The sequence below is a fragment of the Neobacillus niacini genome (assembly GCF_000759675.1).
In the GTDB taxonomy this organism is placed as follows: domain Bacteria; phylum Bacillota; class Bacilli; order Bacillales; family Cytobacillaceae; genus Neobacillus; species Neobacillus niacini_A.
In genome coordinates this window covers 145,182-161,401 of sequence record NZ_BAWM01000158.1, presented here as the reverse complement: position 1 = coordinate 161,401, position 16,220 = coordinate 145,182, and the positions used below count along the sequence as shown (strand labels likewise).

Genomic DNA, 16,220 nt, shown 5'->3' with positions numbered 1-16,220 from the left:
AGGAGTGGTTGGTTATGTTTACATTAAGTCAAGAAAAATTAGTGCCATTAGGTGCATCGATCACAACGGCAGAAATCAAACAGCAGCCTGATTTATGGGCCGAAGCCTTTGCTTTATATGCAGAGAAAAGCAGGGAGATTGAAGAGTTTTTATTAAAATTATCAACCAAGCATGGACGGGTTCGAGTCATTTTTACAGGGGCTGGAACGTCTGCCTATGTTGGCGATACCGTCACACCATACTTAAAAGAAAAAGTCGATGAAAAACAGTGGGAATTGCACAGTATTCCGACAACTACTTTGGTATCTAATCCTTATCAATTCCTTAAAGCGGATTTTCCTACCTTGCTCGTTTCGTTTGCTCGAAGCGGCAACAGCCCGGAAAGTGTGGCTGCCGTACAATTAGCAGAACAAATCGTAACCGATTTGTATCAGGTAACGATTACTTGTGCTAAAGAGGGTCAATTAGCCAAGCGGGCAGCAGGGGATGAAAAAAATTTATTGCTTTTGATGCCTGAAAAATCGAATGATCAAGGATTTGCGATGACGGGAAGTTATACCTGCATGGCGCTAACGGCTTTACTCGTATTTGATTCTTTGCCGTTGGAAGAAAAATCGGCGATTGTGAAAACGATTCAGCAAATGGGTGAAAGTGTGATTCAAAGGGAAGACGCAATCCAAGAAATCATCGATATCGATTTTGACCGCATCATTTACCTAGGATCTGGTAGTTTAGAAGGTTTAGCGAGAGAAGTACAGTTAAAAATATTAGAGCTGACAGCTGGAAAAATTGTCACCGCCTTTGATTCACCATTAGGATTCCGTCATGGTCCTAAATCATTTGTGAACGAAAAATCATTGGTTTTTGTGTTTGTTTCCAACCAGCCTTATACACGACAGTACGATTTAGATATGTTAAAAGAAATGCAGCAGGATAACATTGCCAGCTATATTTGTGCGATCGAGGTTGATGGAGAAACAAATTATAATGGGAACACGTTTGGATTCGGAAGCGAGGCGCAATCCGTACCGGATGCATACTTGGCATTACCTTTTGTCATGATTGGGCAAACGGTCTCACTGCTAGCTTCAGTAAAAGTCGGTAATACACCAGATACACCTTCAGCGACAGGAACGGTGAACCGTGTCGTCAAAGGCGTAACCATCTATGAATATCAGTAGGGGAAGAAACATGTCCAAGTATATCTTTGCAGATACGTTTTTTCTTGAGGGAAAGGTTGAAGGCCCTGGATTTTTGGAAATAAAAGATGGAATATTCGGTGGTTTTTCAGAAAACAGGCCAGTGGAAGCGGCAGAAATCATTAATTATGCAGGCCATTGGATTGCTCCTGGTTTAGTAGACACACATATTCATGGATTTCGAAATCACGACATTATGGACAATGATGTTGAAGGATTGAATCAGATTTCTGAAGGGCTTCTTTCCTGCGGAGTTACCTCGTTTTTGCCGACAACCTTAACTTCCTCAACCGAAGCGTTGAATCATGTTGTTGAAATGATTGGTACTCATTACAAAAAAGTTCGCGGAGCCAAAATTAAAGGGATCTTTTTAGAAGGGCCGTTTTTCACCGAAAAACATAGAGGGGCACAAAACACGAAATATTTTTGTGACCCTTCGGTTGATCTATTGAAAGTTTGGCAGAAATTATCCAATGATTCTATTAAAAAAATTGCCATTGCGCCTGAAAGAAAAGGTGCATCCGAATTTATTGAATATGCCGTAGGAGAAGAGATTGCGGTGGCGTTAGCCCACAGTGACGCAACGTATGAAGAAGCAAAGCAAGCAGTTGAAAAAGGAGCTTCGATTTTTGTTCATACCTTCAATGGAATGAGCCCGCTGCACCATCGCGAGCCAGGGATGGCCGGAGCAGCGATGAATTTAAAAGATGTTTTTGCCGAAATCATATGTGATGGACACCATGTTCATCCTGCTGCTGCAAACATTTTAATGAATGCACGCGGCAGAGATCAAACCGTTATGGTAACCGATTGTATGATGGCTGGAGGAATGCCAGAAGGAAATTATCAACTGGGAGAATTCCCTGTAGAGGTGAAAGCAGGGGCGGCCCGCATCGAAGGCGGCAGTTTAGCAGGAAGTATTTTACAGCTGAAAGATGCTGTGAAAAATGTCGTTGATTGGGGGATTGCGACACCGGAGGAAGCGATCTATATGGCGAGTACCGCTCCCGCAAAAAGTATTGGGCTGGACGTGGAATGCGGGAAAATTGCTGAGGGGTACGCTGCTGACTTTATTGTGTTGAATCCTGATCTAGATTTAATTGCGACTTATCTTGATGGTGTTTGTCGTTACCATTTACGGAAAGAGGGAGTGCGATGATTTTAGCTGTCACGATGAATCCATCCGTGGATATTTCCTATCCGATACATGAATTCAAGTTGGATGCTGTGAACCGTGTGGAAAATGTTCGAAAAACGGCTGGCGGTAAAGGCTTGAATGTTGCACGGGTGATTACACAAATGGAAGAAAAAGTCCTGGCAACCGGTGTGCTTGGCGGTACCATCGGCGATTACATCGTTCAGGAATTAAATAAAAGCCGTATTTCCAATGACTTTTTAAAAATCGAAAAGGAATCGAGGAATTGTATTGCCATTCTTCATGAAGGGATGCAAACGGAAATTTTAGAATCTGGGCCAACCTTAACGAATGAAGAAGGGACAGATTTTTTGGAGAAATTTGAAGACCTGTTGGCTAAAGTTTCATTGGTGACGATTTCAGGTAGTTTGCCGAAGGGACTGCCTGTGGATTTTTATCAGCAAATGTTAGCGGTTAGTCAAAAGAAAGGAATTCCGGTGATATTGGATTCGTCAGGTGAACCGTTAAGGAAAGCCCTGTTACATAGAGAAAAACCATTTGTGATTAAGCCGAATATTACGGAATTGTCGCAGCTGCTCGAGATGGAAGTGGATGGCCGGATTTGCAGTTTGCAACAAGCTTTAGACAATGAATTATTTAAAGGGATTGAATGGATTGTCGTCTCGATGGGCGGAGAAGGTGCCTTTGTAAGGCATGGTGCGGATGATTACCGGGTTACCATTCCCAAAATAGACGTGGTGAATCCAGTCGGCTCCGGAGATGCGACCGTTGCCGGGCTGGCGGTGGCACTGGAGCGGAATCAGCCCGCTACGGCTGTCCTGAAAACAGCGATGACCACTGGAATGCTCAATACGATGGAAGCCGGAACCGGTTCGATTAATATGTCCAAGTTCGAGGAGTATTTTAATTTAGTCGAGGTTGAAACAATAGATTGATAGGGGGAGTTACAATGCTAGAATTAACAAAAAACAAGTTGGCAGCTTTAAAACGTTTGTCTGATGAAAATGGTGTTATTGGTGCTTTAGCGATTGATCAACGCGGCTCATTGAAAAAGATGATTGCCGCTGGGAGTACAAATCCAGTTGGAGATGAAGGCATTATCCGCTTTAAAGAATTGGTTTCTGAAGAATTAACTCCTTATTCAACTGCGATTCTATTAGATCCAGAATATGGATTGCCAGCTTCTAAAGTCCGCAGCAAAGACGCAGGATTATTGGTAGCCTATGAAAAGACCGGATACGATGCAACAGCCGTGGGACGTCTGCCAGATTTATTGCCAGAGTGGTCCGTGAAGCGATTGAAAGAAGCCGGTGCCGATGCCGTTAAATTTTTACTGTATTATGATGTCGATGAAGATGAGAAAATCAATGATTATAAACATGTTTATATGGAACGGGTAGGTTCTGAGTGTGCAGCCGAGGATATTCCGTTTTTCTTAGAAATCGTCTCCTATGATGCCAGCATTGATGATGTTAAAAGTAAAGAGTACGCAAAAGTGAAGCCGCATAAAGTGATTGAGGCAATGAGGGAATTTTCTAAACCGCAGTATCAAGTTGATGTACTGAAAGTAGAAGTTCCTGTAGATATGAATTTTGTTGAAGGGTATGCAAAGGGTGAAACCGTCTATAGTCAGGAAGAAGCTGCTGCGTATTTCAAAGAGCAAAGTGAGGCCACCGAGCTGCCGTTTATTTTTTTAAGTGCAGGAGTAAGCGCTGCATTATTCCAGGAAACGTTGAAATTTGCCAAACAATCGGATTCAACCTTTAATGGCGTGTTATGCGGCCGTGCTACGTGGAAAGACGGCGTTGCCCCATTTGCTTCAAGCGGAGAGCAGGCAGGCCGTGAATGGTTACAACTCATTGGCAAAAAGAATATTGAAGAACTAAATGTTGTTTTGAAAGAGTCCGCAAGCTCTTGGTTTGAAAAGGTTAAAAATAATAATAACTTCGTAGCTTATTAAGTTAGCGGCTATGTAAACAAGCAGTTTTAAAATAGGTAGTGATATGGATAAAAAAAGCCATCTATGTGGTAAAATAAGTATAAGTTCATCTTTTTTGAATTATCGAACCTAGTTATAAAGCTTCAGGACCAATGTTAAAATGGACCTGAAGCTTTTTTAATGCATTGGCTCTGTAGAAGAAAACCAAATCACTGTCTTTAGAGGTGGAGCTGTTAAACGAAAGGTTAATACATAGTGATATGTTCAGAAAGTCAAAGATTCTTTTCAAGGAATTTCAAATTTTTGTACCAGAACCTATGGTTGAGACTATAATTTCTTTATATTTCTATATAGAATGTTATATATAAAGTTTTTCTAAAATAGGAGGAAAGAATGTATAAAGTTGGGGTTATCGGTCCTATTTCATCTGTAGAACGAATTATTAATTTAGGTAAAGAATATGAGATGACCATGGATTTTATAGCTTATCCGTATAGCGATTTCCAAGATACTGAAAGAATTGTTCTGGAATATAATCACTATATCGATGTCTGGTTTTTTTCTAGCCAAATTTCATATATGATTGCGAAAAACACGTTAAATTCAGGAGAAAATTTAGTTTATATTCAACATACTGAATCCGGAATTTATAAAAGTCTTTTGCATATGGGATATTACCAAGCAGAGTTTTTGAATAGGGTAAGTATTGATGAATTAAAAACGTCCCACTTGGAACAGGCATTACAACAAATAGATTTTGCTCCTAAAGAAATCTATGTGAAAACCTTTGACGTTAACTCGAACACTCAAGAAATAATTGATTTCCACGTCAATTTGTGGAAAAGTGGAAAGACTAGTGGAGCTTTGACATGTTTTGAAGCTGTATATCTAAGTTTAAAAGAAGCTGGAGTGCCGACCTACCGAATATCAACAACTGACATGGAAATCCGCCAAACGTTAAGAATTCTTGCAGAAAAGACTAGAACTTTTTACTTTAAGGACACACAAATTGGCGTTCAAATTATTGAAATTGAACATTTTGACAAAATATTAGAGAAGGTTAAAAGTTCTTATCACTTGCAATATTTAGAATTACGTTTAAAAGAAACTCTACTTAGATTCTGTGAACAATTAGATGGATCTTTATTGGAAAAAGGGAACGGCCGTTACATAATTTTTAGTTCACGTGGTGCGATTGAACGGAAAATCAAAGTTTTACAAGATACTGTCTATCAGCTTTCATATGAATCTGAAACTGCAGTCACAGTAGGAATTGGGTATGGAGTGACCGTTCATTCAGCAGAAATAAACGCTCAACGTGCCATTCAACTATCAAAAGAAAAGTCAGAGCATGGGATTGTCATTATTCAAGAGGACGGAACAATTATCCAGTCCGCTGGTGAAGAAGATGAGTTATCTTTTTCTTACCGTATAAATGATAAAGATTTTTTAGATAAACTGAAAAAAGTCAAAATTAGTGTGAAAAATTATAATAAATTATACGCTCTAATCAAAAGAATGAATTGGAGTGAATTTACGATTAAAGATTTAGCAACTCATCTTTATTGGGATGAACGTAATGCAAGGCGCATTTTAGTAAGTCTATGTGAGGTTGATTTAGCAGAGTATGTCGGAGAGGAGTCTTATTCTTCTCGTGGTAGACCTAGCAAAATCTATCGATTGAAATAACCATCCAGCATTTGGATGGTTATTTTTTAATATTTCAGAAAAAATATATTGAAAAATTTGAATGATTAAAATAAAATTGTTTTAGGGCAATTACCTTTTATTAACCCTAAAACAATTTTAACAAAGGTAATTACCTATAAAAACACAGTTGAAGATAGGGGTAAACATCATGAATCAAGAACAATATTTGAAAAAGAGAATGGGGTTTTGGTCACTTACTGCACTTTCTCTTGGAGGAATTATTGGATCAAGTTGGCTTTTTGGACCGTGGGCAGCGGCAAAATTAGCTGGTCCAGCAGCAATTTTATCTTGGGTACTTGGTGCAATTGCCATTACACTCATCGCTCTTATTTATGCTGAATTAGGAAGAGTTAAGCCTGAAACGGGCGGTTTAGGTCGTTATCCACTCTATTCTAATGGAAAAATGCTTGCTACAGTGACTAGTTATTCCATCTGGCTTGGCTACTGTGCTACTGCCCCTGTGGAATCGGCTGGTGTTATTCAATATGCTAATCAGTTTTGGCCAGGACTGTATGATGTAACAAAGGAGCAACTTACTACAACGGGCATTATTGCTTCTACTATTTTGATGGTATTCTTTGTGGTTTTTAACTATTTTGGAGTTAAATTATTTGCGATTACGAACACAGTTATTACGGCTATTAAATTTTTAGTACCCGTTCTAACGATCATCGCTTTCTTTATGACAGGATTTCATGCGGAGAACTTTACAAGTCAAGGATTTGCCCCTAATGGTATTGGTGCGGGATTAAGCGCGATATTAACTAGTGGGATATTTTTTGCATATACGGGATTTGGTAATGTGGTTATGATGAGTGGTGAAGTGAAGAACCCTAGACGAAATATTCCACTAGCTTTGATCACATCACTGGTAGCTGCAGCAATCTTATATGTATTACTTCAAATTGTTTTTATTGGAGCAGTTCCACCAGATATGCTCGCTAACGGATGGAGTGGAATTCAGTTTGATTCTCCATTTGCTAATCTAGCACTTATGGCAAATATGGTTTGGTTATCATGGATCATTACAGCTGATGCTATGGTTTCCCCAACAGGTTCAGCGCTGGCTTATACAGCTGGAACTTCAAGACATGTATTTGGAATGGCGAAAAGTGGGTTCATCCCATCTTACTTCGGAACAATCAACAAACGATTTGGTGTGCCAACTCGTGCGCTTGCGCTCAATTTCTTTGTCGGAATGCTCTTCTTATTCCCATTAAAAAGTTGGACTGCAATTGTTGCGATTGTAGGAGCAATTGGTATTTTTAAGTATGCTTCAGCGTGTGTAACTGTCATGGTTTTCCGGAAGGTTGGTTTGACACAAGATAAAGGTCTCCCAGGCATGCATATTATTGCTCCAGCAGCCTTTGTTTTTGCTACGCTTCTAATTTATTGGACGAACTGGAGTAGGGTACAACTTGCCATTACGGGGTTAATTATAGGAATTTGCGCTTATTTAGTCATCCATTTTATAAATAAACATAAATCAATTGAAATCTTTGGTGGTTTATATCTTGTAATTTATATTTTATTGCTAGTTTTAATGTCCTATTTAGGGAATTTTGGTGGTAATGGTATTGTTCCGGAGCCATTTATGTCTGTTGTTGCAGCAATAATTGGATTTATTTTTTACCAATTTGCCGTTTATAACGGTGTATGGTATATGCGAAAAAAAGGGAACATTGAAGAATTACAAGAAAGTGTATCTAATATTTCTTAAAAGTATATATATTTAAAAGGAGCACTCGTTATGAAGCTTTGGGGCGGACGGTTTAGAAAAGAAGAAAATAAATTGATGGAAGACTTTAATAGCTCACTTAAGGTTGATAAAAGGCTTTATGCTGAAGATATTAAGGGAAGCATCGCCCACGTCAATATGTTAGTGCAATGTGATTTACTCACAAAGCAAGAAGGCGAAGATATTGTAAAATCACTTCTTTCTATTTTAGAGGATATTGAAAACGGAACATTACTTATCGAAGGAAATTTCGAAGATATCCACAGTTTTATTGAAGCGAATTTGACTGAGCGTATTGGTGAAACAGGAAAAAAACTTCACACTGCACGAAGTAGAAATGACCAAGTGGCTACAGATATGAGGCTTTACGCTAGAAATAAGGCTTTAGATGTTATTGAATCTATTGAGGACCTACAAAATAGCCTAGAAAAAAAGGCAAAAGAAAATAATGTGATTATGCCAGGCTACACCCATCTTCAGCGTGCTCAAGTAATAACTTTTCAACACCATTTAATGGCATACTATAACATGTTGGATCGCGATAGAAAAAGAATTCTTAAAGCAATTGAAATTATGAACGAAAGTCCACTTGGTTGTGGGGCTCTAGCTGGAACTACTCATAATATAAACCGAGAAATGACTGCAGAAAAGTTGGGATTCTCTAAACCAGTAGATAATTTTCTGGACGGAGTAAGTGATAGAGACTATCTTTTAGAATTGATGTCTGACTTTTCAATTATCATGATGCACTTAAGCAGATTAAGTGAAGAATTAATATTATGGAGTAGTCAAGAGTTTAAATTTATTACGATCGATGACGCTTACTCAACTGGCAGCAGTATCATGCCTCAAAAGAAAAATCCTGATGCCGCTGAGCTTATTAGAGGAAAAACAGGACGAGTATATGGATCACTTACTTCGCTATTAACAACGATGAAAGGCTTACCATTGGCATACAATAAAGATATGCAGGAAGACAAAGAACCTTTTTTTGATTCACTAGATACAGTATTATCATGTTTAAAAATAATGTCTAAAATGATATCTACTATGAAGGTTAATAGTGAAAACATGAAAAAAGCTGTGAAAGATGGTTTTCTCAATGCAACAGAGGTTGCTGATTATTTAGTTAGCAAAGGAGTTGCTTTTAGAGATGCTCATAGCATTGTTGGTTCTATTGTAATTTATTGTGAAGATACTCATAAAGCAATTGAAGAGTTGACTGTAGACGAATTTAAGCACTTAAGTTCATTATTTGAAGATGATATATATGAATATATTGATTATCAAAATATTTTAAATAAAGGTATTAAAGTGGGCTTACTAAGATAATTGCTACCGCTAGAAAAGCCATCCAGTGTTCTGGATGGCTTTTTAGCTTGGCTTATAAAACTCTTTTAAACTCCCTTAAATGCTTTACGGTAAATTTCAGCCAATTCTGTTACTAAAGGGAGCTTAGGGTTAGCAGTGGTACATTGGTCTTCAAATGCTTTATCTGCGAGGTAGTCAACCTTGCTTTCGAAAATGCAAGCATCTACATTATTTGCTTCAATACTCATTGGAATGTCAAGCTCTTTTGCAAGGCGAATGATTTCATGAACAAGGCTTTCGACTCCTTCTTCAGTTGTATTCGCAGGCAGTCCGAGTGTTCTTGCAATTTCAGCATAACGCTTATCTGCCACAAAGTGTGCATATTTCGGGAATGCTGTAAACTTATTTGGTTTTGCAGCGTTATAACGAATAACATGCGGCATTAATATTGTATTTGCACGTCCGTGAGCGATATGGAATTCTGAGCCTAGCTTATGGGCGAGGCTATGGTTGATACCAAGGAATGCATTCGCAAAGGCCATACCAGCAATGGTTGAAGCATTATGCACTTTTTCACGTGCCAATTCGTCACTGCCATTTCGATAAGCTCTAGGTAGATACTCAAATACAAGCTGGATGGCTTTCATTGCTAGTCCATCAGTATAATCATTAGCCATACAGGACACATATGCCTCAATGGCATGAGTCAATACGTCCATTCCAGTATCTGCTGTTATATGTTTAGGAACAGTCATAACAAACTGTGGATCAATAATTGCTACGTCTGGTGTTAATTCATAATCGGCAAGTGGATATTTTATATTTGCTTCTTTATCCGTAATAACTGAGAATGAAGTTACTTCTGACCCTGTTCCTGAGGTGGTTGGAATCGCTACAAATTGTGCCTTTTCTCCTAATTTAGGGTATTTTACAATTCGTTTTCGGATATCAAGAAATTTTTGTTTTAAACCGAAGAATTCTGATTCTGGATTCTCATAGAACAGCCACATACCTTTGGCGGCATCCATAGCTGAACCACCACCAAGGGCAATGATTACATCTGGCTGGAATTTAGCCATCATTTCGGTACCCTTCATAACTGTATCAATTGATGGATCAGGTTCCACATCTGAAAATATTTCACAATGTACGTAATCAGGTCGTTTCCTTAAATAGTAAAGTATTTTATCAACATAGCCTAGCTTTACCATTCCAGGGTCAGTTACAATGAATGCTTTTGAAATCTTCGGCATTTTAGCTAAATACTGAGTTGAGTTTTTCTCAAAATAGATTTTTGACGGGATTTTAAACCATTGCATATTAACATTCCTTTGGGCTACTTTTTTAATATTGATTAAGTGAATCGCACCAACGTTAGTCGAAACAGAATTTCCTCCATATGAACCACAGCCAAGTGTCAATGAAGGCATATAAGCATTGTAAATATCACCGATGGCACCTTGTGAAGATGGGGCATTGACAATGATTCGTCCTGCTTTCATCCTGTAGCCATACTGCTTAATCACTTTTTGGTCTTTGGAATGGATTACTGCAGAATGTCCTAATCCGCCAAATTCTAACATTTCCTCTGCTCTTTTTAAGCCTTCTTCAAGACTTCTGACCTTGTAACAGGCTAGGACAGGGCTTAATTTTTCTCTTGATAGCGGGTATCCTGGTCCGACGCCATTTAATTCAGCTACAAGAATTTTTGTGTTTTCCGGAACAGTTACTCCTGCCAAAGCGGCAATTTTGCTAGCAGCCATCCCAACAATATTCGGGTTAACAGCACATGAATTTTCATTAATAACTAATTTTTCAACCTTTTCTTTTTCTTCTTCATTTAAAAAATAACAGTTATTGGTGATCATCTCATTTTTGACCTCTGAATAAATCTCTTGATCAATAATAACTGCTTGTTCAGAAGCACAAATCATTCCATTGTCAAAAGTCTTTGATAAAATTAGGTCATTTACTGCTTGATGAATGTTGGCTGATTTCTCCATATAGCATGGAACATTTCCAGGTCCAACACCTAGGGCTGGTTTACCAGAGCTATAAGCGGATTTGACCATTCCCGCACCGCCAGTTGCAAGAATCATAGCTACCTTTGCGTGATTCATCAGTGCTTGTGTGGCCTCAATAGATGGCGTTTCAATCCATTGTATGCAATTCTCCGGTGCGCCTGCCATTATAGCTGCATCCCTAAGGATTCTTGCGGCCTCACTGCTGCATTTCTGTGCTGATGGATGGAAGGCAAATACAATTGGATTTCTCGTTTTTATTGATATCAATGCTTTAAACATAGTGGTGGATGTTGGATTGGTTACAGGTGTAACACCTGCGATAACACCAACCGGTTCTGCAATTTCAATGATTCCTTCGTGTTCGTTTTCGTTTATGATGCCGACGGTTTTATCATACTTGATATTATGATAGACATATTCAGTCGAAAACATATTTTTAATGATTTTATCTTCGTAAACCCCTCTTTTGGTTTCCTCAACAGCAAGTTTTGCAAGCTGCATATGCTGATCAAGACCAGCTAAGGCCATTTGCTTCACAATATTATCAATCATTTCTTGGTCAAAGCTGCGGAATTCTTCTAACGCTTTTAGGCCATTTTCCACCAAGGTATCAACCATTTTTGTTACACTTTGCAATTCCTTACCCGTTTTTTCCGCCACTGCCATTTTAATTCCTCCAATTACTTTAAACTTTGTGAATTATTTCACAAGATTATTTAAAAAAATAATAATAAACGAATTGATATGATCTTACATTGTTACTCGCAAACCGGATTTCGTGGTATCTTTTCAAAGGATATGTCAGTTAGGACCTTTGTATATTTTTTTACAATGATGACAAAATTTACTGTCCAAATATAACTTGGAATATTTTCATTATCCTTGAACATCATTGCCTCAAATTCGTCACCAACGGTTTCTTCGAATGCTGCTTGTGTATAAGTTTCAGAATCTGTAGAAAAGGACTTCCATTCACATATCATCATGTCTTATCACTCCTTGTTCCTTTGTAAGTCCATAATAACATGAATTACCAACTATACTTTGTGAAATATTGAACAAAGTTTGAAGGTTGATGAAATATAACAAAAACAGTTCTTTTTTCCTAAATGGAGGACAGGAGGCAAAAAAAAAGCCCAATAGATGGGCTGTTAGTTTTCTTGTTTTTCTTTATCGAACCAAAGCAGTTCTTGATCCTCTTCATCACCATTATAATTAATAAAAATTTCTTCGCCTGCTTTTATGTCTTTATAAGCATAAAAGTCAAAAGTATGATTAGGAAAGTTTATTTCATAAGTAGCATTTGGCTGATAGGAATGATTAAATAACATCCCATAACCTAAGAGAAGGCATGTATGGTTTATTCCATATTCAAATGCATAATCCGCAAGCAGGGTTTTTTCAATATGTTCATGCTCTGCATTTGGATAGGCAATAACAGGTGCCTCATGGATAAGCTCACCTTTTTTTATTTCACGCGTTGCAAATACTCCTCTGTTGAACTCTCCATCACTTACTTTTGAAGACTTTACTTCTATCATGTTCGTCACCTACATTTACTTTCTATGAAGTCAATTATCCTTTTAGTTTGACAGGTAATTGCTTTGAAAGCAACCGTTTCACGGTCATCTCGCATGATAGTGTGTCTAAAAAGCTCGATTTTTAAACGAACATATGTCAATATGCTCAAATTTTGAAACCTTAAACAAGCCTTTGTCGGTTAGTTTTAGTTCCGGTATAACTGGAAGAGCCAAAAAAGATAGCGTTAAAAAAGGATTAAAGTGGCAGTGTGCACCTAGCTTTTCGAGGGCAAGGTGAAGGTTATTAAGACTTGAATAAACCTCTTTGTAAGGACGGTCAGAAATTAAGCCTGCAATCGGCAGTTCTAATGAAGCGATGATTTGTCCTTGTTTAGTGACAACCAACCCGCCCTGCATTTCTTTAATCTTATTTGCAGCCAGTACCATGTCACCATCATTGGTTCCAGCAATAATGAGGTTATGTGAATCATGGGCTATAGTGGTGGCAATTGCACCATATTTTAAACCTAAGCCTTTGACAATTCCTAACCCAATTTGCCGAGTACTATGATGACGCTCAATTACCGCAAGCTTTAACTGATCACTACAAATCGAGGGTTGGAAGAACCCTTGATCGCAAACATCAACTTCTTCAACGATATGTCGTGTGACAAGACTGTTAGGGATAATTTCAATAATATTTGCCTTGTTTGATGATAATGGAATCTGAAAATTAGATTTAATGATTTCGTCAAAATGAACTGATTTTCTTAAAGCAGATGTGTGGTCCTCATGTGTGTTACTACAATCCATAATCAACTTACCATCTTCGACTACTGCAATTCCATCCTTAAAGACGTGTAATATTGACATAGTTTCAAGGTTATCAACTAAACTAAAATCAGCCTTGTAGCCGGCTGCAATGGCCCCTTTATCTTCAAGTCCGAAACACTCAGCTGCATTGATTGTAGCCATTTGAATAGCTGTGATTGGAGACAGTCCATTATCAATTGCCAGCCTAACATTGTGATCGATGCTGCCCTCATGCACAAGATCATCTAAATGCTTATCATCCGTAACAAACAAGCACCGGCGGGAATTGTACTGATTTACTACGGGAATTAACTTCCGCAAATCTTTTGCCACGGTTCCCTCACGGATCATTAAAAACATTCCACTTTTCAGGCGTTCCTTTGCCTCCACAGCTGAGGTACTCTCATGATCTGTCCGAATACCCGCAGCCATGTACACATTTAAATCACTTCCAGATAATCCCGCAGCATGGCCATCCACTTTTTTTCCGTATTGCTTAGCATCGGATATTTTGTTCAACATATCATCCTCTGCATGGAGGACAGCTGGAAAATTCATGATCTCCGCTAATCCAAGAACTCGTGGATGTTGGTAAAAAGGTTGTAAATTCTCCGCTTTTAAAATAGCACCTGAGTTTTCAAAGCTTGTCGCTGGAACACAAGAAGGAAGCATAATATAAAAATCGAAAGGAAGGTTTTCGGAAGAATCGAGTATATATTGAATACCAGGAGCACCTAAAACATTCGCAATTTCATGGGGATCTGCAATAACGGTTGTTACTCCGTGGGGGAGAAGGACTTTTGCGAATTCACTTGGGGTAACCAAGGACGATTCGATATGAACATGACCATCAATAAAGGCAGGAACGACATAACGGCCCTTTGCATCAACAATATTTTTCCCTTCATATTGTCCTACACCTGCGAAATAACCATCCACAATGGCAATATCACCTTCTATTATTTCTCCATTAAAGACATCAATAATCCTGCCGTTCTTTACAACCGTATCCGCAGGTTCTTTTCCAGAAGCTACAGAGATTCTTCGGGTTAATTGAATTCTCTCCATTGCTTAACACCCTCTAACTATAAGATTAGTATTCTACTTTATTCTTTGAACTTTCCCAAGTACGAAAAGGGAGATCACCATCATCTGGGAAAACTTGTTTCATCGGAATTTTTCGATATTCCATTGGTAATTCGAGTTGGTCATATATGAACTGATCATCAAACCCTATTTTTGCGGCATCCTGCTTTGTGCAGGCATAATATACAGCCTTCGGTCTAGCCCAATAGATGGCACCAATGCACATGGGACAAGGTTCACAACTGGTATAGATTTCACAATCTGTCAGCTGAAAATCATTAAGATAACTGCAGGCGTCACGTATGGCTTGAACCTCTGCATGTGCTGTGGGATCGTTAGAGGCCGTTACTTCATTTCGTCCGGTACCAATGATTTTTCCGTCCTTCACGACGATGGCTCCAAATGGTCCCCCATGGTTGGTTAATACATTATTAAGTGCTTCTTCAATTGCTTTTTTCATAAAATGATTATCTGACATAGGACCTCTCCATTCTCCAATGTATTGATGTTTAGTTCTCAGCCGGGCTAAAAGATATTCCGAATGATTAGTGTGAGATACATTATTCTATATCAAACCAATTATTTCTTCCATGTTGTCAGGTTTGCTGACAAACTTTTTGAAGTTACAGCCTTTGAAAAAACTTGTTAGATTATATGACACTTATGTAGATACTATTTCGTCATTTCGCTATTATAGTGAAAAAATGGCAGGACGAGTTTGCTGTACCACCGTTAGTTGACAAATATCCTAGCTATTTATGTAAGAATTTTAAAAATAGAGAAAGAACAGGTGGGTATTTTTAGGGGGTCTAGAATATATATAGTTTTAACAGTAAACCAGCTGTACTGTAGTACAGCTGGTGATTTATTAGGTATTCGGATATTGAAAGGAGCTGGCAGGCTTCATGCATTTAAATGAATTGATTGGATGTGAGGAAGTAAATCAAATGAACAAGCAGGAGTTTGTACAAAAAGTAGGCTGGGTGTTTGAACACTCTCCTTGGGTGGCTTCGGTCGCGTGGGAAAATATTCCGTTTGAATCACGTGAGACCCTTTTACAAACAATGATTGACATTGTACAAAATGCGGGGGAATCCAAGCAATTAAGATTACTTCGTGCTCACCCAGATTTAGGAACAAGATTGCAAATGTCCGAGATTTCCGAAAAGGAGCAAGCTGGAGTAGGTCTTGATCAGCTTTCAAAGAAAGAATATGAGGAATTTGTTTCCCTAAATAAGATGTATGTTAATAAATATAAATTTCCTTTTATTATGGCGGTAAAAGGGCAAAGCAAGGAAAGTATTCTAGCTGCAATGAAGCAAAGGGTCCATAATTCTTTCGAGGAAGAATATAACATCGCCTTAAATGAAGTATATAAAATCGCCGGCTTTCGATTGAATGATATTTTCAGAGAATAAAGCATTCATGATGACCATGATCAAAGGAAAGTCGAAAAAGAGGTTTCTAATTAAGGCCATAAGTGACCGTAAACAAAGGAAAGTCGAAAAAGAGGTTTCTAATTAAGGCCATAAGTGACCGTAAACAAAGGGAATTCGAAAAAGTGGTCAATAATAAAGGCTATAAGTGACCGCGATCAAAGAAAATTAGAAAAAGTGGTCACTTATAAGGGCTATAAGTGACCGTACTCAAAGGAAAATAGAAATAGTGGTCACTAATAAGGGTTATAAGTGACCGTACTCAAAGGAAAATAGAAAAAGTGGTCA

13 protein-coding genes are annotated in these 16,220 nt (G+C 38.3%); 8 read left to right on the top strand and 5 right to left on the bottom strand.

All coding sequences use genetic code 11. The features are described 5' to 3' along the window. The first annotated feature begins 14 nt into the window (after nucleotides 1-14). From TR08_RS30025 to argH, 7 genes are all read left to right on the top strand, one after another. Nucleotides 15-1,181: an SIS domain-containing protein gene (locus TR08_RS30025; protein ID WP_045524679.1), complete on the top strand. Its 1,167-nt coding sequence runs from the start codon at nucleotides 15-17 to the stop codon at nucleotides 1,179-1,181. Nucleotides 1,182-1,191: 10 nt separating this feature from the next. Further along, on the top strand, nucleotides 1,192-2,358 hold the full coding sequence (gene nagA, locus TR08_RS30020) for an N-acetylglucosamine-6-phosphate deacetylase (protein ID WP_045524677.1): 1,167 nt from the start codon (nucleotides 1,192-1,194) through the stop codon (nucleotides 2,356-2,358). Continuing rightward, entirely contained in the window at nucleotides 2,355-3,290 is a 936-nt protein-coding gene (lacC, locus tag TR08_RS30015) for a tagatose-6-phosphate kinase (RefSeq protein WP_045524675.1), read from the top strand. The genes nagA and lacC overlap by 4 nt, the downstream gene beginning before the upstream one ends. Before the next feature lie 14 nt (nucleotides 3,291-3,304). Beyond that, nucleotides 3,305-4,315: a tagatose-bisphosphate aldolase gene (gene lacD, locus TR08_RS30010; protein ID WP_045524668.1), complete on the top strand. Its 1,011-nt coding sequence runs from the start codon at nucleotides 3,305-3,307 to the stop codon at nucleotides 4,313-4,315. Between the two features lie 372 nt (nucleotides 4,316-4,687). Continuing rightward, the gene (locus TR08_RS30005; protein WP_045524666.1) at nucleotides 4,688-5,983 is read left to right on the top strand and encodes a hypothetical protein; all 1,296 of its coding nucleotides are present in this window, start codon (nucleotides 4,688-4,690) and stop codon (nucleotides 5,981-5,983) included. Between the two features lie 169 nt (nucleotides 5,984-6,152). Then, nucleotides 6,153-7,724 carry an APC family permease gene (locus tag TR08_RS30000; protein ID WP_045524664.1) on the top strand — a complete coding sequence of 524 codons (1,572 nt, stop codon included), beginning with the start codon at nucleotides 6,153-6,155 and terminating at the stop codon, nucleotides 7,722-7,724. Nucleotides 7,725-7,754: 30 nt separating this feature from the next. Continuing rightward, nucleotides 7,755-9,074: an argininosuccinate lyase gene (argH, locus tag TR08_RS29995; RefSeq protein ID WP_045524662.1), complete on the top strand. Its 1,320-nt coding sequence runs from the start codon at nucleotides 7,755-7,757 to the stop codon at nucleotides 9,072-9,074. A 65-nt stretch (nucleotides 9,075-9,139) separates the two neighbouring features. On the opposite strand, the gene adhE is transcribed toward argH, so the two are convergent. The 5 genes from adhE to TR08_RS29970 form a co-directional block, all read right to left on the bottom strand. After that, nucleotides 9,140-11,743: a bifunctional acetaldehyde-CoA/alcohol dehydrogenase gene (gene adhE, locus TR08_RS29990; RefSeq protein WP_045524660.1), complete on the bottom strand. Its 2,604-nt coding sequence runs from the start codon at nucleotides 11,741-11,743 to the stop codon at nucleotides 9,140-9,142. A gap of 92 nt (nucleotides 11,744-11,835) precedes the next feature. Continuing rightward, a complete protein-coding gene (locus tag TR08_RS29985) occupies nucleotides 11,836-12,063 on the bottom strand; it encodes a hypothetical protein (protein ID WP_045524658.1) in 228 nt (75 codons plus the stop codon). 165 nt (nucleotides 12,064-12,228) lie between these two features. Beyond that, a complete protein-coding gene (locus TR08_RS29980) occupies nucleotides 12,229-12,618 on the bottom strand; it encodes an SET domain-containing protein (RefSeq protein WP_045524656.1) in 390 nt (129 codons plus the stop codon). A gap of 105 nt (nucleotides 12,619-12,723) precedes the next feature. Next, nucleotides 12,724-14,478, bottom strand: a complete 1,755-nt coding sequence (gene ade, locus TR08_RS29975; protein ID WP_045524654.1) for an adenine deaminase — start codon at nucleotides 14,476-14,478, stop codon at nucleotides 12,724-12,726. A 25-nt stretch (nucleotides 14,479-14,503) separates the two neighbouring features. Beyond that, nucleotides 14,504-14,974: a nucleoside deaminase gene (locus TR08_RS29970; RefSeq protein ID WP_045524649.1), complete on the bottom strand. Its 471-nt coding sequence runs from the start codon at nucleotides 14,972-14,974 to the stop codon at nucleotides 14,504-14,506. 427 nt (nucleotides 14,975-15,401) lie between these two features. Here TR08_RS29970 and uraD point away from each other — a divergent pair, with 427 nt between their 5' ends. Then, nucleotides 15,402-15,914, top strand: coding sequence for a 2-oxo-4-hydroxy-4-carboxy-5-ureidoimidazoline decarboxylase (uraD, locus tag TR08_RS29965; protein WP_045524648.1), 513 nt, complete (start codon nucleotides 15,402-15,404; stop codon nucleotides 15,912-15,914). The last annotated feature ends 306 nt before the right edge of the window (nucleotides 15,915-16,220 follow it).